Below are 20,277 nucleotides of genomic sequence, written 5' to 3' on the forward strand. Positions count from 1 at the left end.
TACCTGATGAGAAATCAGCCCTTACACCTGAGCATAAGGGCTGACAAATTTAGCGGACAACTTCCAGTTTTTCAGGTGTAGAACCAACTGCACGCCAGTAAGGCACATACATAGATTCCACCTGTGGCGCAGGAATTGTGTAGATTCCTGGCGTTACCGCGCGAGCCAGATAGAGCAACGTCACCGGCTGAGACGGATCAACCGCGACTGCCGCCACATATCGATCATCACGATATTCAATATGACGAATCGTCGCCTGCTGCATATCGCCAATCAACTCCTGAAGATTAGCGGCACTCTCACTCAACTTGGCGCTGCTGTTAGCCAAATTCTGGTTTTCCAGCTCCAAACCGGCGGGCAATAAATCAACAATCAAAGCATCCTGTACAGGTTTATCTGAACTCACCACCAGCTTCACAACCACCATTTCACCGCTTTTCAGATGGTCAATGGAAATCGGATTACCCTGCATATCCAGATAGCTACGCTGAATTTTCAGCACATTAGCGTAAGGTTTCGGAGAGCGCAGTGGGTAGCCCACCACATTCACTCGTGAATAGAGCGTGCTGTCACCAAGGTTACTGATACTCACATCTTGCTGAATATCCTGTGGAGACAGCATCTCACTATAGGGTTTGTCCCTACCTATTATTGAAGCCCGTTGATTAATCACAGCCTTCCACGGTTGCGCCGATGTATCAATAAAGAAACGTCCCGCCAGATAGAGTGAATTACTCTCCTGAGTTGAGAAATAATTGCGGGATGTCAATTCATCAGACAGCGCCAACAATTTTTCGTCACGTTCCTTTATCAGCATATTATTTTCAGTCAACAGAGCAACAATCATTGCGTTGTCACGGATGGCACTGCCGTAATCACCTAAATCTAAATCATCATTACGGTTTTTACTGATCCCCAAACGCACCGCCTCATCTGCTCGGGGGTTATCCCCCATCAGTTTCAGTGCAACGCCCAGTTGTACCAGTGACAAACCATTGTCGGCTTGCTGACGGCGTTCATAAACTTGTCTCAAAGCACCCAATGGCGCTTGCTGTTGATTGGCAAGCACCAGCCCGGCATAAGCCTGAACCGAGAATCGCATTGCTTCCTGATTTTGGCTGTAGGAATAGTTAATAACACTCTTATCCTGTAAATAACGTAACAGGCGATTATTGGCAGAAATCAACACCTCTTTGGGTACGCTATAACCTCGTTGACTTGCACGGAATAGAAAATCCGTGGCATAAGCCGTTAACCAATACTCTTCATCACCGGTTTTATCCCATAAAGCAAAGCTACCGTCATGACGCTGCATACTCACCAGATGAATAATTCCCTCATCAATACTTGCCCGACGTTTATTATCATCTTCCGCCATAATACCCAGATCATTTAGCTCTGATTTGTTTGAATAGAGTGACGGGTAAAGCCCACTGATCGTCTGCTCAAGGCAGCCATACGGATAGGCGTACAATTCACGAATATAGCGTGAAATCTGTAACGGCGGACGGCTGCTCAGTAACAACTGCCCCTCGGCCCCTTCTGGTGATAAACCCGATAAGGCATCTGACGGCAACTGCCAATCCTCTCCCGGATGAATCACATTAGCGAACAGAACCGTTTCTGCTGGCTGTGCCGGACGCACGCCAATCTGCCAACTATTTTTATACTGTTTCAGATTCTCACCGGGTAAATTCAGACCATCAACCGTCAGCGAAACCTCTCCTTGACCAACCCCCAAATCCGCTGTGACCGGAATCTCCACTGTGGTGCGTTTGCCTTTTTCCAGTGTTATCTCTTTGCTCGCCTCCCCTTCTAACTTAATCAGGTCATTAGCGGCAAAGTTCAAAATCAAATCTTGCCTCTGTTCAGTTAAATTAGTTAAATCCAACGACAGCAATGCACTATCGCCACCGGCCATAAACCGAGGTAATGCCATCTGTGCAACCACCGGAGCAGCAACGACAACTTTACTTTCACCGTGGCCGAATTCATCTTCACTCCACGCTTGAGCCATCAACCTCAATTCACCATTGAAATCAGGAATTGGCAAAATGATCTGCCCTTCCCCATTCTCATCCAATGTCACTGGCTGTGCTTGTTCAGCGATAATCTTAACTTCGGTTAATGGTTTCCTACCGCCACGATCAAGGGCGCTATCATCACCGTCACCGCCAAAACGCAGATTCGCCAGACGGCCTTCACCTTCAATCAACTGACCATACACATCATATTGATCGACGCTGTAGCGCTTACGACCAAAGAAAGCTTCATAGGGGTCCGGAGTTTTAAAATTCGTGACATTCAACACCCCCGTATCAACCGCAGAAAGCAGCACATTAACCTGTTTGGGTAATTTCCGCCCTTGCTGTGGCGTCGCCTTGACTTTAACGGTCAAATTCTGATTCGGCCGCATTTTTTCTGGTGCGGATAATGTCAAATCAAGCTTACGATTTTCATCAACTAACGGCAGATGCAACACGCCAATGGCACGTTTCGGCGTCGCCTGACGGGATTTATCCTCTGGCCGCACTACCACAGCAGTTAAATAAAGGTCATGACGACGCCACTCTTTATTTACCGGCACTTCCACATCCAAACCTTGCTCTGGCACATCAATTTTTTGCCACCAAAGCGGCCCTTCGCTGGATTCCACCAACAGATAACCTTTACCGGCCTGTGGCGCGACCATATGCAATTTTATCTTCTCACCTACTTGATAAGCGGGTTTATCCAGAGATAACTTGACTTGATCAGGACGAACAGCCCCTGTGCCGCCGGTATTGTCCTGCCATGAGTAACCCGCCCAGAAATTAACGCTGGTCACTAATTGATTTTCTGGATTAACCACTTCAATACGGTACGCCCCCCAATCAACCGGGAAACTGACCTGTGCCGTACCATCTTGAGCAATCTGAATATGTTCATCCGCCATCACCAAATCTTTCTGGTCATAGCCTGATTGCCAACCTTCATCATCCGACCAACGCCAATAATAGTCACGGCGTTCATAAACCAGACGGGCAGTTAAATCTTTTGCAGGGTATTTTTTTCCATTGGCATCGGCATACACCACCGCAAATTGCGCCAGTGAATTTTCATCCACATTATAACGGCTTTGGTAACGACCTATGCGATAGTCATAAACCTCTTTCTGATTAAACAGCGGACGAATACCAACCAACTTTTCTGTCGGCCAAATGGCCTGTTCAACCCGACGAGTCACCGGACGGCCACCCGATTCAAGCAAACTGGCCTGTACAATCACGTTTACCGGCGAAGAGACTGAACCCCAGTTATCGGCACTGACATTAAGCGCGGCTTTACCGCCATCATCTAAAACCAAGTCAAACTCATCCAATGTGCGGCTAAGATTGTCCTCCGTAGCCGCGCCAAATTCATAGCCGGGCAATTTTGCTACCGCATTACGAGCCGGACGTAAGAATAATTGCCCTTGCAGACGATTATATGCAGCAGGCGCGCCATACAGATAACGGCCTTTAATCGCGAAATCCACGTTGTGGTCTTTCATCACCGGTTGCGACTCACTGCTAATCTCCAGCGCCAGGCGCTCCGGCATAAAATCTTCTACATTAAACTTGTAATAACGAGGTTTATTATCGCCCAGATCAAAACGTAACGACCAGAGCCCGGTAGCCGCTGACTGAGGGATCGCATAGCGATACTGATATAATCCATTGTCAGGTTGCCAGACAAAACTACGAACAACCTGACCATCGGTTTTCAATACATCCACTTTAACTGGCTGACTTTTTATTGCGCGGCCATCGCCATCACGCAACAAGCCATTGACAATCAACGTCTCACCCGGACGATAGAGATTACGAGGTCCGAAAACAAAAAATTGTTTGCTGTATCCTTGTGGGCCGGAGATATCAAATTCAGACAGATCCAGCGCCGGCGATACCAAATCAATCATACTGATTTGCTGGTCATGAGTAGCCAGCAATAGTTTTGCTTTCGCATTTTTCTCTAAGCTGACGTGTCCATCAGCGTCCGTTGTTGCCTTCGACAATAACTGCCCTTTCTCATCCAACAGGCGTATTTCCACCCCTTGCAGGCTGCTACCTTGCGCCAAAGATTGGGTAAACACATCCATCTTATCCAGATAGCTGTGCATAGAAACACCAATGTCGCTTAAGGTAAACATTGTTGCTGGATTAGTGTCGGTGTATTTACCCGCTTGTTGCATCACCGCCAGATAAACACCGTCTTTCTGTAACTCTTTGATATTATTTAATGGCAGCAGTAATTTTTCGCGAGTATTCAGTGTTGGATTCAAATCGAAACGGCCGGTATACACCAGTTCCGCACCTTTGAGCACCTCTTCAGATTCCCAAGAACCCATATTGTTGCGATATTGCCACTGTGCAATAAAAGCTGGTAATGCCGCCTCTTTTATCCTGAAAAAATTAACATCAACACGATTAACATTCAGGGACAATACCGGCAAACCTTGAGCGACCTTACTGGGTAACAAAGAACCTTTACTGGCGAAACCGACAGACGGAGAAATCGTAGTGGTCGTCAGGGTTTTCCCATAAGCCGTTTCGAGTTGACGATCATTGATACCTTTAACGCCCTTATCTACGGTCAATTGCAACTCACGAGATGGCGGCAAATGGCGTAAGCGAAGCTCCATCATGTTATCTGACAGTTCCCACGCCCCATCAAGTTTACCCTCTTTGACATCCACCAAACGGACATTCTGCGCAAAATCCTGATTCGGATCTAAAGGAACAGAAAATGTCACCACCATTGCACTAGCGCCATCAAGCTGAACTTCAGAAGCATCCAAAATCTTCACGGGTTTACCGGCATAACGTTTTGCTAATTCAGCCAGTGATGCTGCGTCTTTCTGTTGTTTTACTGATTTTGGTGGAATATTTGATTGTTGAGGTGCTTTTTCGCTTTGAATTTCTGAGGACTGTGATTGAGCAGATTGATTACTATCAGTGCTATCAGACTGGTCACAACCAGAAAGCATCAACAAAGAAGCCAAAATCACTGCCAAATAACGCTTGTTTCTTCCTGGTCGTTGCCAGAATTGACCTTGATTCATAACCATAACCTCTGTCTTAACTCCAACCAACTAGTGGCAGGATTTAATGAATAACTTTATACCCGTTATCTTTCAAGTTGCCTCTTTGTTGGCTGCACTCGCTCACCCCGGTCACATAGTTCGCTATGCTCCCGGGGATTCACTCCCTTGCCGTCGCGATGCATCTTGAAATCCATAGGGTATATATACCCGTTATCTTTCAAGTTGCCTCTTTGTTGGCTGCACTCACCCCGGTCACATAGTTATCTATGCTCCCGAGGATTCGCTCCCTTGCCGTCGCGATGCATCTTGAAATCCATAGGGTATATATTGGATTCAAACCAAACGGACATAATCAACTATATACCTATCGATCAACTATATACCTATCGAAACTACATACCCATTGATCAACGACATACCGCCTATTTATACAGGCAACATACAAACATTGGGTTTATATAATAGCCTGTTATTTTAATGAATTAAACATCACCAAGACGATAAATAAATCTAAATTTATCGATTCAATTTTTCATTAAGAACTCTATGTATTTAGTAAAAACATTTTTCGTCATTTTCCTCAATGACCGGAGATAGCCCTTTACTAAACGACCTATTCGATAATTTACAAGCAGTAAAATAATATAAAATCGACCGTTAAAACAAATTTAATAAAACAGAAAACTGTCATTATCGAATTAAATATATTCGGCCCCAACATACTGTTACTTTTCCTGACAAAGTATGGCAATAGGATTGTATACCAAACAATATCGATGATTATTTCATAGTTTATTACTATTATTTACATCCTTTATGAATTAATTACTTTAATCAAGAAAATCAATAAACAATCTTAACAACGGTATATTTAACCATTCATTTAATTCATTATTAACAACGATCTGAATTAATCATTACCTCAATTATATGACAGCAAAAAACAAAAAAATACAAATAAAAAAGTTAAACACATTTAATATTTTATACAAAAATCACCATTAATTAACCAATATTATCAACCACCTATTCAATTTAATTAAAAACTCATTTCCTAAAAATTATCACCATACCTAACCTTCAACTCCAGACTTAACTACAAAATAAACCCGGCAATAGAGAATATATAAAAATAACTCTCAAAATATAGAGATATAACAAATTACCCCAATAGAATTATAAAATCAAACTTAACAAAATAGACATTAAATAAAATCACAATATATTGATATAGGGTGCCACTTTCTTATCAAAAGTGGCAATAATTGTTTTTGTGAAACACTGACTATACAAATTTCTTTCTATAAAATATGAATAAAATCCTCTATGATGAAAAAATGCAATAAAAAGCGTGAATAAATTTAGCAATAAAAATATTAACCTATCGTTATTATAATCCCAATTATTTAAAACAGAAAAAAGCACTAACCCCAACGCTATCGCAAATGGGGCAATAACTCGATGAACATCCATTTTCTTAATAACTTTCATTATGTTATTCAACTAACAATACTTGCCCTGTTTTCAGTTGTTTGACATTCGGTAACCAAAGTCTTCCCCAGCTACCAGTACAATGACATCCATAAACTTGTTTTATACCTTCTTTTATGAAAAATTCTCTAATCTTCAATAACTCTGTCGGTAACGCTCTCCTTAAATGCAATCCGCCTATTACCGCATATACTTTGTCTACACCAGTAATCATTTTAGCGTGGTTAATAATTTCACAAATACCAGAATGACCACAACCAATGATAATCACCAGTCCATTATCGCTCTTCCAAATTAATGCACTATCATCAAGTATATAATCATTAGCCCAAGAACTTTTTCTAATTAACCCATAGGACTTTCGATGACTATTTGCTATTTCGCCTGAAAAAATAAATCTATCGCTTATTTTCATATGCGATTTCGTTAAGCGAAAAAAAACTCGCTTCTTAACTCTTTTATTAATTTTACCCGATATTTTTTTGAACTTTAACACACTCTTTTTATTGAACATAACACCATAATATTTCTCACTTAATGCATCAGGATGACATATTAATTTAGCATTATGCGGAAAATAGTTAACACCGCCTATATGGTCAGAATGCCCATGAGAGATAACAATTTTGGATATATCATCAATCGATATTCCCATCCTATTCGCATTCTCAATATAGCTACCATCTGGACCAGTATCAAAAATTATCTTCTCTTCACCGTCCTCAAGTAAAAGGCTTAAACCAGGCTTGGCTATCAAATATGAATCAGATGTTTTATTTTCCAGGAGTACAGTTATTTTTAATGACATGGCATATCCATTAGTTTTGTTGAAGTAATGCTTCTATTAAACGATACGGGTAACAATAGCATTGACGTACATCAATAAAATAATGAAAAGCCATTATATCGTCACATTTTTATAAGCAGATCACAAATTACCGCCCTCTGATAACCGTTAATTTTTCAACATAAAATGATTATCTCTTTATCATACTTATTGCCTTGCAATATTAACATGAAAATATTATCCCTTACTGTACAACATATTTTTAAAGCCAAGAAAAATATATTATTAAAAAATAAAATTCAACGATAGGTTATTCAGACAATTTAATTAGATTTACTATACTAATACCTAATTCAGTTGACAATGCTTAATTTAAAATATCACTATTAAGCCCGTAATTGACTTACATTTCCACTCTTACTTTATCTATATTATAAGATAAAAACATAATATATTTATCAGATATAATTTGACTTTATATTACATAAAAATATCTAAATAGAACAATCAATAATTATAGAAATATCACATGTCGTTATAAACATAACCTATCCATTTATATCTAACCATTATTAACACCTTTATTAATACGATAAAAAATATATTATTTTTATGTAAAAATAGAATTAATATATTTTAAAATAATTTATATAAACATTTATCCCTACCTTGTAAATAAATTTAACTCAATAAATTAACACAGTAAATATTAAGCATTCTCTATATTCGACTATATAAATTTAGCAGCAAAATTAATCCCTCCATTGACATCCTCTCCCATCCTCGCATTTCGTAACTCAGGCGGAGGGACGGTAAGGACCTGACCACTCCGCCAGCGTTGTTTGTATTCAAGCTGACGGCGCATTTCATACCAACCCTGATCCAATATCGCGCGATTTAATTCAGATTTTGCCCTGACGTGGCTCCCGAGTTGTTCAACCATCCCCGCCGCTGACTTTAACAAATTTTTGACCTTTAAGCCCTCAATGACGATTACGGCATAGTTTTTGTTAATATTCGTGGTGACTTTATGAAAGTAGTCTTTGCGGATATTGGCGATACAGGCGTGTATGCTCTGGACTTTACGTTTATGCTTTTGCCAGTTGCGGCTAAATTTTACTTTAGGCTTAACCGGCGCTAAAGTGTCGTCAGTTTCTTCTGACAAGATTTAAAACTGTTTATCGGCTCGAAAACTATACCATCAGACAGTATGGCGAGCTTCTCCACACCGGCATCCAGTCCCACAATCAGCGTGGAGAGATATTTCCCGTTCTTACTACCCGCCTAAGTATGTAGTAACAGATCTATGAAGTTACATAAAGCTGATGTTCGGTTATTGCCATTGCAAGACTGTATTCAATATCTGCCATCTGAATTTGGCGTAATGTTTTCTGTTTAGGCCGATAAGGTAACAGATATTCCTGACACTGTGGAAAAGTAAGATATTGTGGTATCGGGCAAGGCATTGTGGTTTTTTCATTAATTATGATGACACTATCAATAATATCCGGCCAATACCTCTGCATCTTTATTCCCCCGACGATTGCAGTCGGAGCTAACGGAAATAATAGTGATATATTTGTATAATTATCATAAACATATGCATTTTCCCACTGATGTGTATCTTCAAGCTGATATTCATTAAGTTTTCGGCTTTGTGCATGAGTTAATAAATTCAATAACCAAGGGTGTATACTAGGTTGCTGTCTGGCAAGTGTCTGCATCAATAAGATCAATATATCCAATGGGAGATAAAGGGTTCTGCCGGCAAGAGAAAATCCCGATAACTGTTCCTGAAAAGCCTGCAAAATAATATATGAGAGAGCCAGATTATCGGCATATTGCGCTAATTGTATTCCCTGCCAAAAAACAGGGGGATAATACTGTTTATCTGACAATAAAGGAGGTTGGCTGGCAATAATATAATGCTTTTTCTTTTTATTACGACTGAATATAGATTGTTTTATTAATACTCCTTCCTCATTGAGATACCACCAAGAATAAGGGCGCCAGCCAAGATCACTAAAATTTGTGTGAGTCAACACAACCCGGAGATGAAAAACTTCATGATCTTCCTTTTGTTTGTCGGTAACGAATTTGCTGACACCAGCGCGTGGAAAAAAGATATTAGGACTGGCATGAGGTAAAGTGACAAATATTTTTTCCGCACGGAGAAAACGTTTCAATGTTATCTCATTCCAACCTAATAAAGACCATATTTTATGTGATAATGTATCCGGAAGGGTTGGAAAAAGCAGAGACTTTTTATTATTTATTTGTGAAATAACTAACCGACGATAAGTTATATTATTCATGTTTTTTTATTCCTTTATCAAGTAAATCTCTCTGAGATAAATACCATTGCAAAGAAAATAATAATAAGATACCAACCATCAGGTAATAAGTGGTTCTCAGAGAAAAGAGTGATAATAATGCCCCAGCACTTAATGAAAACGTTATCTTAGACAATGATGCAATGGATGTTCTTAGCATAATAAATTTGCCGACATCCTGTTTTTCAGGTACCTGATTACATTTCACTTGAATACATATAATATGACAGGTGATAAACAGTGTTGTACAAAATAACAAAGCCGCTACAAGATATTTATTCTCTGTTCCAGCCATTAATACAATTATGATTGCACTGATTAACAGCGCATGATTAAGAATAAATTTTTCTCCGACTATTTTTCGCGACAGAAGTAACCCAGAGATAAACCCCGCTATCATACAGCTAATATTGAGTGACGCATAAAAATTCGCTCCCGATTCAGTAAGAGTATCAGCTAGTGGTGGTAAAGAGGTATTAATAAATTGAAATGTACCACTGGAAGGAATGGAAAATAATAATATTTTTCTTAATTCCTGTCGGCTAAATACATGAACGAGATACGCTTTATCCAGTAGTTTTTTCTGTTTTTTATCGGCATGAACTGTTGTTGGTATCACTGATGAAGTAAAAGAAGTAAAAAAGCCGGTCGCTATTGTACTGGCGGCATAAAAAAAACCAGCAATAAATAAGCCTGTATTACCAGCATCCAATGTGAGAAATACCCCTCCCAATGCAGCACCCAATGTTTGTGAAATCTGAATATTTGATGCCGAAATTTGCAACATTTTACTGCCATCCTCCGGCGTAAAATTATCCCGGACAATACGGTTAACCGACGTTTTATTGAACATCTTCACTAGAGATAAAATACTTTGTACAGTTACAACTGCCAGCATAAGTAGTGTAGATTGTGTTGCTGAAAATAAAAAAAACAGCGGCAGGCAGAGTGCTGACAGAGTGAGGATGCCATTACTGACAGTGAGTTGCCGGGTAGGGTTTTTAGTATCAGCAAATGAAAGAAGAAAAAAACCCATAATTGCAGACGGAAGATACCCTGCTATTATCGTGAGACTGACAGCTAACGGACTGTGTGTGATTTGGAAAACCAACCAGAGAATAATCACACTTTGCATCCCCTCAGCTAAGGCAGAAAAAGCCGTATAGGTTTGAAACCCTATAAATTTTTTCCGCAATAACTGTTGATTCTTCATTGTACTTCTCTCTTAACATGCGTTGATGGGGAAGATTCTGACAATTGATTAATCAAATTATGAAATTCAACCAGACTTTGACATGAGGCGAATGCCAAATAGTGAAAATCATGAGCACCAGTACGTGTCATTTTATGGCGTGTTTTTTCTAATTCCGATACAGCAACAACATTTGGTAAACATAATAAATCTGATGCGCTGTGTCCCTCTGGATAAACACCAATAACCCCAGAATAACCATGATAATCCTGTGATGGTATATTATTAATTGGACGCAGTAACTGGCTGTTAACAAAAGCCTGCCATAAATCTACTCCAGTAAAACGCAATAGTGATTCAGCAACGCCAACTCCCGGTGGCCGTAGGCCAATTTCACCAAAAATTAATCGTTCACCCCGTCTGTAAACTTCCATATGAAAAACGCCTTGTTTTAGCGCTAACTTGGCAATGGCTCGTTGAGCCATAGAATAGGCTATTGAAAACATTGAGTGGGATGAAGGTAAGTGAATACTTGCCCTTGTTTGACCTCTGGCACTGAGGATAGGAAGGCTGTAACAAGAAAGGCAGGCTACAGAGATCTCAGACAAATTGACGATACCGTCAAGATGGAATTCTTCTTCTATATCTATCTCTTCCTCAATCAACATTAATGTATCTAGATAAGTAAGTTTTTGATACAGCTGATCGACGGTTAGACGTTCAACATTCTGGCATGAAGAACTAGACAGCGGCTTAATAATAAAATGGGTGGCTGCTCCTTGAGTGCATTGTGCAAAATTGTTGTAGAAATGACCTGAAAGCCAACACCTTGGGGCAGGTAATTCATCTTCAAGACATTTACGCATACGCCATTTATTGGTTACACATAACGCCTGTTCATAATTTAAGCCTGGCAATCCATAGCGACTACGGAGAAATCCGGCAAATGCCATGTTACTTTCTGAACTTGCAACCACATAATGAAAAGGTGTCTGATTCATTATGTTATCTATTTTTGCCAGCGTTTCCTCCTGTGGAGCAAAGTACACCTGCGGTTCAGAAACACGAATATAATCAATATCCTGATGTTGATTAATCGATTGTTCTAACATTGTTTTGTGAGTATCCAGAATAAGGGCTCGTTCAAACATTATCGTGCTCCCGTAAATGCAATAAGTTTGTTGACATTTTCTACTAGTATGTGGTGATCCTTATGCGTGATAATCGCGTAGCCAGCACGACCATAAATGCCTTGAGATTGCATCTGTGTATCTTCTGTCCAATCCAGTTCAACCAAATCAAAATTCTGGTAAAAGTCCTGTTTTGTCAGTGAAACACCGTCAAAAGCACGTAATAGCACAACAGCAAAAAGCTGAGAAGGATATTCAGGCAGGTGGTGTTCATAAGGTAGCCCCAAAGAAAGTGTGGCATGAGCACTATATAGATCGACACTGTAGCTCAGTTTTATTATTTCAGGTAGCCGGGCACCAGCAGGTCTTAAAGCACATTCACTAAAAAATACCCCTTCCTCATTTTTAAAAAATTCAAGATGGAATACCCCGTTAGCGGCATTTAAATGTTCCAAAATACGTGGACAAAACTGATCAATTTGTTGGTAAATATCTGGAAAATCTTGACGTGACAGTATTTGTAAAGCCAGTGTTTTTCCTTCATTACATTGCATCACAGGGGTAGCATATTGACTGATAGAAAACCAATGTAATTTACCTTCAGACCAAATCCCATCAACACAAAATTCAGCAGCAGTGATCTTATTTTCCGCAACGTAGGCCACATTACTTAGATTTTTTTCATACTGTTGGAAATAAGTTTCATACTCTGATCTTGAATTAATAGCAATAGTAGCAAAAGAACCCATGCCATTAGCTGGTTTTATAATGAAAGGGGTACCCAACTCAACAACCAATTGTGAATAATCGTCATCACGGGTTACATACCGGCAATAAGCATGAGGGACAAGGTATGCCAGCTTCTGTTTCTGTAAATATTTATCCCGAAAATATAAAGTATTACGATAATCTTTAGGGCCAGGTAATTGCAACATATCTCGTAATATTGCCGCCGTGAATACACCGTCTTCGTTGCCTGTAACAATACCTATAACTGTATGTAAGGAAAAGTTTAATACACACCGCAGAACTTCTTGTGCATCCTCCAGATTTTTAACCATATAGTATTTCGTGTCATTAAGGGCAGGTTTAACTCTTTCCACTATATGAATAATCTGATATCCCTGACGGGTTAAAGCTGTCGCAATACCTTCACGATATCCTAATACAATAACCGTATTATTCATTTATTTTCTCCTGATCGCCAGATATAGAGATCGTGTTCGTTGGTATTAAAATGGCCTAAATATTCAAATCCTCGTCGAGTAAAGAAATGAATATTCATCTCCAGTGAACGACGTAATGCAATAATAATAGGTAATTGCGCCTGCTGGACTGCCTCTTGGCAAATGATATTGAGTAATTTGCTGGCAATACCTCGGCACCTGAATGCCGGTAATACAGATAAATAACTGAACGTTAAATTATCGTCTTCTTGCTCAATTAATACAGCCGCAACAACCTGATTATCATATTTAGCAACTCTCCAATAAATTAACTTCTCCATAATACTGACGGGCGTTTCATTCAGTGCTGTCGGCATAAAATCAGCTACAAACGGCAGATAAACGTCTTGCAAGAGTGCTAATATTCCCTTGATATCTTTCTCAGTTGGTATAGAGAAACTGATCGCTATTTCTGACATTATTCATTTCCATAATTAACCTGCTTAACAACCATAAACAGTTGGCTTTCATATAAAATTGCCAATTTCCCCTCAAATTGATATTTATCCACCAGCATTTTTAATCTTCCGATAAATAATTCACCGTGGGCAGCTAAAGCACGTTGCACTTGAGTCGATGAACGACTCATCCCGATAAATGCTTCTCCGAGAATAGGCATACTCCAGCGGGTATTGAGTGTAATATGGAGGGCATTTTCATGCAGGAATGCAGAATTCAATTCCTGCGCATAATCAAAATCCCGATAGTGACGGCTATAGTTAGGGCTTAATTCTTCCAGCAGATTTTCATACTCATTCAGAAATTCACTATGCCGGTAATCTCGGTTATTTTGCAGAATCGCTATGATTCCGTTATCTGCCAGACTGTTTCTAACCAGATTTAATACCGTTGCCCGATCCATCCATTGAAAAGATTGGGCTGCCATGATCAGGTCAGGATTACCCACATTGGCTAAATGCTGTTCAGCACTGCTATGTAACCAACTGACCCACGGCAGTTTCTGTTTACCGGTGTCGATCATATCCTGCGAAATATCAATGGCAGTGTAGTGGTGTTGCTGACCAAGCAGATTTGCCAGCCCTTCGAGAGCAATGCCGGTTCCAGCACCAATATCGACAACAGACAGTGTCCTATCTTTAGGCAGCCAGTGGCAAATTTCACGGAAAAATGCCTGCGGGTAACGAGGGCGATAGCGATCATAACTTTTAGCCAAACCATCAAATTTTTCTTTATGCTGTGTCATATTATCCTCTGCTACTTCTCTTTGGGTGATGGGTCTTCAGGTAATTGACTAAAAATGTAATTGAGTCGTCCACCTGAGCGGACAACAGCCAACATTTGTTCAGATGGTGGATAAAAATCCGCTAATGACGTTTCAGCGATAAAACGGCCTTCGTTAATTAAGCATTCAACAACTAATCCTTCACGAAAACCTTCAATGTCGGCTTCAATCGCTAACAAGCCAAGATTCCATGCGTTGCGGAAAAAAATCCTCCCGAAAGCGGGAGCAACAACCATAGGTATACCTACTGCTAATAAAGTGCTCACCGCCTGTTCCCTTGAACTGCCAATACCAAAAATACCATTACAGACAATGATATCTCCGGGTTGAAGTGTAGAGATAAACTCAGGAAACCGGTTTTCAAATAGATGAGGAGCCAGTTGAGCTGGCTCGGTGTACATATGTTTATAACGCGCAGGAATAATATCGTCGGTAGAAATATCTCCCGTAATCATCCTGACACGTTGATTTTTGCTAAGATCCCTTTTTGCAAAATCGTTTTTTTGATCAATCATGCCATTCAAGCTCCGTAATCAGCGGCACTCTGCCATGTAATGCCACATTTGCTGCAACCAAAGGCGATGAAAGATAAATTTCCGCTTCAGAATTGCCCATACGCCCTTGAAAATTCCGGTTCATCGTTGAAAGAACCCTTTCCCCTTTGGCGGGAATGGTACCTTGTGTGCCAACACAAGCCCCACACCCGGGAGGAGTCACCAGAGCACCCGCAGAAACAATTTTTTCAATATAGCCACGTCGCATAGCTTCCAGATATACACGTTTTGAACCAGGCGTAACAATACAATGAACATCCTGATGTACGCAGTGCTTATCAAGGATTGCCGCTACTTCCGCAATATCTTCTAATCGGCTGTTGGTACAACTACCGATAAAGACATAATCTATCTTCTGCCCTGACAGCGTTTCCAGCGGTACCGCCTGAGCAGGGGAATGTGGCAGAGAGATATGCGGCGTCAGTTCTGACAGCGAAAATGTCAGATGATGATCAACAACCTCTGGATTGATAGGCCGCATATTGGCTGGCCTGCCTGGCCCATCCGGCATAAAAACACATTTGGCGCCAAGTTCAACACCCATACTGGCGAAACTGGCAGCAGAATCTAAGGAAAGTGTCTGGCTCCATTCCCCACATAGCTCTACTGAACGGTATAAAAAGGGGGATTGCCCGAAATGTCGCAGTAAAGCGAGCATCACATCTTTAGTCCGCGTAGCCGGATGGGGTTGACCGGAAATACTCAAACTGACTGTTTCCGGCACTTTCAGCCAAGTCTGCCCAGTCAGCATTGCTGCCAATACATCTGAAGCTCCCATGCCTAAGGCCAGTGACTGTACGGCCCCCCCTGTACAAGTATGAGAATCAGCTCCAATCACAATGTTGCCGGGTTGAAACCACTGCTCTTCCAAGGCAATTAAATGGCTGATACCTTCACCTCTGGTGAAAATATTGACACCAATCGATTTGGCAAATTCCATTGCTTCATTAACACGTTCAGCCATTAACTTATCGGGCACAATCACTGAATGGTCGAAGAAAAACCCAATTTTTTCCGGGTGCAGAACCCGTTTCAAATTATGCTGGCGAAAGAGTTTAGCGATAGTCGGTGAATTCCCATCCTGAACATAAATTCTATCGACATCAACAGTGATCAGCTCCTTAGCCACAACCCTAGGTTTCCGGCTGTGTTCAGCAATAATCTGATTAACGATAGGTTGTTCATGAATCATCATGCTGATGTTCCTTCTGCCTGCTGATAGAGTTCATGCAATACATGTATTGGGATCCCGCCGGGATATTCTCCGGCAACCTTTCGTACCAGCGCCAGGCAATATTCCAGCGCCTGTGGATCTGTCTTTATGCTATCTTCTTCTAACATATTTTGTAGGATAGCCCGACCGGAATGCTTGCCGACAACCAGACGACGCTGACCGCCAACCTGCTCAGGCTCAAAAGGTTCAAATGTTTTGCTATCTTTCAGCATCCCATTGACATGAATACCGGACTCATGGGCGAAAACATTATCACCAACAATAGGTTGCCAGGGAGAAATTGTATGTTTACTGGCCTGAGCGACTTTCTGAGAGAGGCGGGTAAGTTGTCGGGTATCAACACCGGTATCTATCTGATAGAAATGTTGCAGAGCCATTACCATCTGGGCTAAATCCGGCATTCCGGCTCGTTCCCCCATCGCATTAACACAGACATGGAAATAACGAGCCCCCGCTTCAAGACCCGCCAGCGTATTGGCTACAGCCAGCCCGAAGTCATTATGGCAGTGACACTGCAAATCAATGGCAGATGCCTGACGAACAGCAGAAACCCGCTGTGCATATTGCTGGCTATTCAGAATGCCTATAGTGTCTGAAAGACGTAAACGATCGGCACCAGCCCGCTCGACGGTAGCCGCATATTCTTGCAAAAAACTGATTTCTGTCCGGCCGACATCTTCGGCACTGATTGAGACAAACGCATCTTTATCTTTAGCGAATTTGATCATATCGCTAGCAGTCGTTAACAACCAATATCTGTCTTTGCTCACACTGTGTTTAAGATGAATATTGGAAGTCGGAAGGCCAATATGTATCGCCTTAAATCCCAGAGAGAAAGTATATTTAATATCCTCCAGTACCCCCCGATTCCAGCCGATAATATTCACTTCATCCTTGCGTTCCAGCATCTCTTCTAATGCCAGAACTTCATCCCCTTTCATGGCTGGGATCCCAGCTTCTATCCACTTAACACCGGAGTCTACCAACAAATTAAAAATACTCACTTTTGTTTCTTTTGAAAATGCAACACCAGGAGCCTGCTCACCATCGCGTAGCGTTGTGTCTTCCAGAATAATATTCTGTTGAATAGTCATAGCGTCATAACCTTATTTTTTATTAATGAGTATTATTTAAACGTGAAATTTGCTGGGTGGTTTTGGAATATTCAGCTTTTCCCTTAATGTCCCTGATTTATAATCCGTTTTGAACACGCCCAGTTTTTGTAATTCAGGTACAACATGAGTCACAAATTCCTCCAGACATCCGGGCATATAAGGAGGCATAAGATTAAATCCGTCACAAGCTTTTTCCTGTAGCCACTGCACCATTTGCGCAGCAACTTGTTGGTAAGAACCAATAAAAATTAAATGGCCTCTGGCAATAATGATTTTTTCGTATAACTGTTTAATCGTTAAAGACTCTGATCTAGCCATCTTTTCAATAATCGCCCGACGACTTTGATTTCCATTAGAAACAGGAAGATCTGGTAGAGCTTGATTAATATCGTAGCCTGATAAATCAATATCACCGAGCAAATCAGATAACATGCTGAGACCAAATTCTGGGTGAATAAGTGCCTGCAAATCGTTAAATTTCTTTTTGGCGCTCTCTTCATCAGCGCCAATAAAAAAACATAGCCCCGGCATAATTAAAATATTGTTATAGTGCCTTTCATATTGACTGAGCCGGGATTTTAAATCGCTATAAAATGCTTTTGCTAAATTCATATCAGGCTGTGCAGTGAAAACTAATTCAGCCGTTCTGGCTGCCAGTTCTTTTCCCGGTTCTGAAGAACCAGCCTGTACAATAATGGGGTGCCCCTGAGGGGGATGAGAAATATTCAATGGCCCTTTTACGGAGAAATATTGCCCCTGAAAATTTAATTCATGACATTTTGATGGATCATAAAAAATACCACTCTGCTTATCACGTGGCAGAGCATCATCATCCCAGCTATCCCACAATCCAGTCACAATGTCCCAAGATTCAGCCGCCTGATGGTATCGTTCATCATGCTCAGGATGTTGAGCAAAACCGAAGTTTTTCGCTGCATGAGATTTAGACGAGGTCACCAGATTCCAGCCAGCGCGCCCACGGCTAATATGATCCAACGAAGCAAATTCACGAGCAATATTAAATGGATGTTTATAGGTGGTGGATGCGGTAGCAACCAAACCGATATGTTCAGTCACTATTGCCAATGCTGATAAGAGAGTCATGGGTTCGAATACAACTACCCGGCTGCCATAACCCCGCTGATCATCCTGAAAAACCGAAGGTGTATCAGAAAGAAAAATTAAATCGAGTAAACCTTTTTCCGCTATACGAGCCATATTCAGATAATGCCCGATATCTTGTGCAGCTTGTGGATTAACATCAGGGTGACGCCATGCAGCCGGGTGATGCCCAGTGCCATAAGTAAGATAAGCACCAAGCACGAGTTGTTTCTGGTTACTTTCCATCATATTTTCCTTTTATAATACCTATCGTCTTTCAAATTTCCTCTTTTCTTGCAGCAATCACCGTTTTTATAAACATACGGTCATCTATGCTCTCGGGAATTCGCTCTTTTGCCACCACGATGCAACTCGAAATCCAGAAGTTATATATGTGAGAATATATTTTTTGATAGAAAAATATTAAAACTCAGGCATCAAGAAGCATAAGGAATAAGATTGATGACTTCTTTTATACTTATGCAATCTTTCTCTACTTCTGCGGAACGCCCATACTTTAATATTTCGTGAGATACATGCTCCATTGCTTTATAAGCCGCTCTGAGCATATGGTTGGCATAAATAATAATATTAAAACCTGCTTCGCTCAGATCATTATGATAAGTTGCTGAATAAGTCGTTGGTACACATATCAGTGGTAATCTTGGATATTTCCTCCTGAATGACTGGCTAAAACCAATAACTTCATCAGACGTATTCTGGCAACTATGGATCATAATGCCATTAGCACCTGCTTTAACATAGGCATTGGCTCTCTCCAATGCATCTTCCATTCCGTAACCAGCAATTAAACTTTCCAGTCGTGCAAAAATCATTAATCGGCTCTTTTGTTGTGCAGCTTTACCTTTGGCTATTTTGTTACTGAATTCTTTAATATCAGCCAATTCTTGTTTAACGCTGGCGCCAAACAAAGAATTTCTTTTATTGCCCGTTTTATCTTCAATAATGACTGCATCAATACCTACCTGCTCCATTTTTCTGACATAATGGACAAAATGCTCAACCCGTCCGCCTGTGTCGGCATCCATAATAACCGGCATTTTAGTGAGTAATTTTATTTCATGAATATTTTGTAAACGACTATTAATATCCAATGTTTCATTATCAGGAATACCTTTAACAGCTGAGTCAGTTAAAGAACTTGACCAGATACCATCAAATTTATGGGTACAGCCATTATCATCTGTATAATTTGTATTTTTGATAATGAGTGCTGAAAGCGGATTATGTGCTTCAATAAAAGTAAGCGATTTCTTCTCTTTGAGTAATTTCTTCAACATAAAACAATCCCAGTTTAAAAACCAATCAGATCAAGACGCTATTTCAAATAGTTCAACGAGTATTATTGCCAACACTGCTTGACTATAGCTCTATCTAAATGAAATTTAGGTGCCCATATTCCCGTCCTGAAGGCTTATGCAGTAAATGAAAAAATAACAGTTAAACTTATGCAAAATACCAATTTTTAGTTAATCATAAATTAACATATAAAGACGATTTATCCGTGATAATCATCACAAAACAAAACAGGGGTTCAGATAATATTAATCCGGCGGCGATCTACATCGCTACAAACTCAGAGTTTATGCGGCTTTCAGCCACATAAATACAAATATAAACTTTCGCCCGTTTAAACGTTTGTGAGAAAAAGATAAGAGGTTGCTCCAATGCTTGTACAATTGGAAATGTCCACCATATAAATTAAGAAATATTGTAAGCTGTCAATGTTATGAATAAAGGTAAATCTATTCTCATCATCAAATAAGAGTTTGGCCGCGCTCAATT

14 protein-coding genes and 1 pseudogene are annotated in these 20,277 nt (G+C 40.5%); 1 reads left to right on the forward strand and 14 read right to left on the reverse strand.

The genetic code is table 11. From position 1 onward, the window contains the following. Window positions 1-49: 49 nt before the first annotated feature. Window positions 50-5,083, reverse strand: coding sequence for an alpha-2-macroglobulin family protein (locus OO184_RS05870; RefSeq protein WP_265378373.1), 5,034 nt, complete (start codon window positions 5,081-5,083; stop codon window positions 50-52). 46 nt (window positions 5,084-5,129) lie between these two features. Between OO184_RS05870 and OO184_RS05875 the strand changes: the two genes are divergently transcribed. Further along, window positions 5,130-5,252, forward strand: coding sequence for a hypothetical protein (locus OO184_RS05875; RefSeq protein ID WP_265378374.1), 123 nt, complete (start codon window positions 5,130-5,132; stop codon window positions 5,250-5,252). 1,308 nt (window positions 5,253-6,560) lie between these two features. Here OO184_RS05875 and OO184_RS05880 read toward each other — a convergent pair. From OO184_RS05880 to aepX, 13 genes and pseudogenes are all read right to left on the reverse strand, one after another. Beyond that, entirely contained in the window at window positions 6,561-7,364 is an 804-nt protein-coding gene (locus OO184_RS05880) for an MBL fold metallo-hydrolase (protein WP_265378375.1), read from the reverse strand. 781 nt (window positions 7,365-8,145) lie between these two features. Continuing rightward, a pseudogene (locus OO184_RS05885) lies at window positions 8,146-8,600 on the reverse strand (RNA-guided endonuclease InsQ/TnpB family protein); the annotation flags it as partial. Between the two features lie 47 nt (window positions 8,601-8,647). Next, entirely contained in the window at window positions 8,648-9,658 is a 1,011-nt protein-coding gene (locus tag OO184_RS05890; RefSeq protein WP_265378376.1) for a hypothetical protein, read from the reverse strand. Further along, window positions 9,651-10,889, reverse strand: a complete 1,239-nt coding sequence (locus OO184_RS05895; RefSeq protein WP_265378377.1) for an MFS transporter — start codon at window positions 10,887-10,889, stop codon at window positions 9,651-9,653. Before OO184_RS05895 ends, OO184_RS05890 begins: the two co-directional genes overlap by 8 nt. Next, complete coding sequence (locus tag OO184_RS05900) at window positions 10,886-12,019, reverse strand: ATP-grasp domain-containing protein (protein WP_265378378.1); 1,134 nt, start codon at window positions 12,017-12,019, stop codon at window positions 10,886-10,888. The genes OO184_RS05895 and OO184_RS05900 overlap by 4 nt, the downstream gene beginning before the upstream one ends. Next, window positions 12,019-13,185: an ATP-grasp domain-containing protein gene (locus OO184_RS05905; RefSeq protein WP_265378379.1), complete on the reverse strand. Its 1,167-nt coding sequence runs from the start codon at window positions 13,183-13,185 to the stop codon at window positions 12,019-12,021. Before OO184_RS05905 ends, OO184_RS05900 begins: the two co-directional genes overlap by 1 nt. Then, window positions 13,182-13,643, reverse strand: a complete 462-nt coding sequence (locus OO184_RS05910; protein ID WP_265378380.1) for a GNAT family N-acetyltransferase — start codon at window positions 13,641-13,643, stop codon at window positions 13,182-13,184. The genes OO184_RS05905 and OO184_RS05910 overlap by 4 nt, the downstream gene beginning before the upstream one ends. After that, window positions 13,643-14,428, reverse strand: a complete 786-nt coding sequence (locus OO184_RS05915; RefSeq protein ID WP_265378381.1) for a class I SAM-dependent methyltransferase — start codon at window positions 14,426-14,428, stop codon at window positions 13,643-13,645. The genes OO184_RS05910 and OO184_RS05915 overlap by 1 nt, the downstream gene beginning before the upstream one ends. Window positions 14,429-14,439: 11 nt before the next feature. Further along, a complete protein-coding gene (locus tag OO184_RS05920) occupies window positions 14,440-14,982 on the reverse strand; it encodes a LeuD/DmdB family oxidoreductase small subunit (protein WP_265378382.1) in 543 nt (180 codons plus the stop codon). Further along, on the reverse strand, window positions 14,975-16,216 hold the full coding sequence (locus OO184_RS05925) for a 3-isopropylmalate dehydratase large subunit (RefSeq protein ID WP_265378383.1): 1,242 nt from the start codon (window positions 16,214-16,216) through the stop codon (window positions 14,975-14,977). The genes OO184_RS05920 and OO184_RS05925 overlap by 8 nt, the downstream gene beginning before the upstream one ends. Continuing rightward, complete coding sequence (locus OO184_RS05930; RefSeq protein WP_265378384.1) at window positions 16,213-17,349, reverse strand: hydroxymethylglutaryl-CoA lyase-like TIM-barrel protein; 1,137 nt, start codon at window positions 17,347-17,349, stop codon at window positions 16,213-16,215. The genes OO184_RS05925 and OO184_RS05930 overlap by 4 nt, the downstream gene beginning before the upstream one ends. Window positions 17,350-17,385: 36 nt before the next feature. Further along, window positions 17,386-18,720 (reverse strand): LLM class flavin-dependent oxidoreductase, encoded by a 1,335-nt coding sequence (locus tag OO184_RS05935; RefSeq protein WP_265378385.1) that lies wholly within the window; start codon window positions 18,718-18,720, stop codon window positions 17,386-17,388. A gap of 188 nt (window positions 18,721-18,908) precedes the next feature. Beyond that, window positions 18,909-19,772: a phosphoenolpyruvate mutase gene (aepX, locus tag OO184_RS05940; protein ID WP_265378386.1), complete on the reverse strand. Its 864-nt coding sequence runs from the start codon at window positions 19,770-19,772 to the stop codon at window positions 18,909-18,911. Window positions 19,773-20,277: the final 505 nt, after the last annotated feature.

It is taken from the genome of Photorhabdus aballayi, assembly GCF_026153155.1.
Taxonomy (GTDB): domain Bacteria; phylum Pseudomonadota; class Gammaproteobacteria; order Enterobacterales; family Enterobacteriaceae; genus Photorhabdus; species Photorhabdus luminescens.

What these genes read in the sequence shown, in the direction of transcription:
- OO184_RS05870 (WP_265378373.1), bottom strand. Translation starts at nt 5,083, where the DNA reads ATGAATCAAGGTCAATTCTGGCAACGACCAGGAAGAAACAAGCGTTAT.
- OO184_RS05875 (WP_265378374.1), top strand. Translation starts at nt 5,130, where the DNA reads ATGAATAACTTTATACCCGTTATCTTTCAAGTTGCCTCTTTGTTGGCT.
- OO184_RS05880 (WP_265378375.1), bottom strand. Translation starts at nt 7,364, where the DNA reads ATGTCATTAAAAATAACTGTACTCCTGGAAAATAAAACATCTGATTCA.
- OO184_RS05890 (WP_265378376.1), bottom strand. Translation starts at nt 9,658, where the DNA reads ATGAATAATATAACTTATCGTCGGTTAGTTATTTCACAAATAAATAAT.
- OO184_RS05895 (WP_265378377.1), bottom strand. Translation starts at nt 10,889, where the DNA reads ATGAAGAATCAACAGTTATTGCGGAAAAAATTTATAGGGTTTCAAACC.
- OO184_RS05900 (WP_265378378.1), bottom strand. Translation starts at nt 12,019, where the DNA reads ATGTTTGAACGAGCCCTTATTCTGGATACTCACAAAACAATGTTAGAA.
- OO184_RS05905 (WP_265378379.1), bottom strand. Translation starts at nt 13,185, where the DNA reads ATGAATAATACGGTTATTGTATTAGGATATCGTGAAGGTATTGCGACA.
- OO184_RS05910 (WP_265378380.1), bottom strand. Translation starts at nt 13,643, where the DNA reads ATGTCAGAAATAGCGATCAGTTTCTCTATACCAACTGAGAAAGATATC.
- OO184_RS05915 (WP_265378381.1), bottom strand. Translation starts at nt 14,428, where the DNA reads ATGACACAGCATAAAGAAAAATTTGATGGTTTGGCTAAAAGTTATGAT.
- OO184_RS05920 (WP_265378382.1), bottom strand. Translation starts at nt 14,982, where the DNA reads ATGATTGATCAAAAAAACGATTTTGCAAAAAGGGATCTTAGCAAAAAT.
- OO184_RS05925 (WP_265378383.1), bottom strand. Translation starts at nt 16,216, where the DNA reads ATGATGATTCATGAACAACCTATCGTTAATCAGATTATTGCTGAACAC.
- OO184_RS05930 (WP_265378384.1), bottom strand. Translation starts at nt 17,349, where the DNA reads ATGACTATTCAACAGAATATTATTCTGGAAGACACAACGCTACGCGAT.
- OO184_RS05935 (WP_265378385.1), bottom strand. Translation starts at nt 18,720, where the DNA reads ATGATGGAAAGTAACCAGAAACAACTCGTGCTTGGTGCTTATCTTACT.
- aepX (WP_265378386.1), bottom strand. Translation starts at nt 19,772, where the DNA reads ATGTTGAAGAAATTACTCAAAGAGAAGAAATCGCTTACTTTTATTGAA.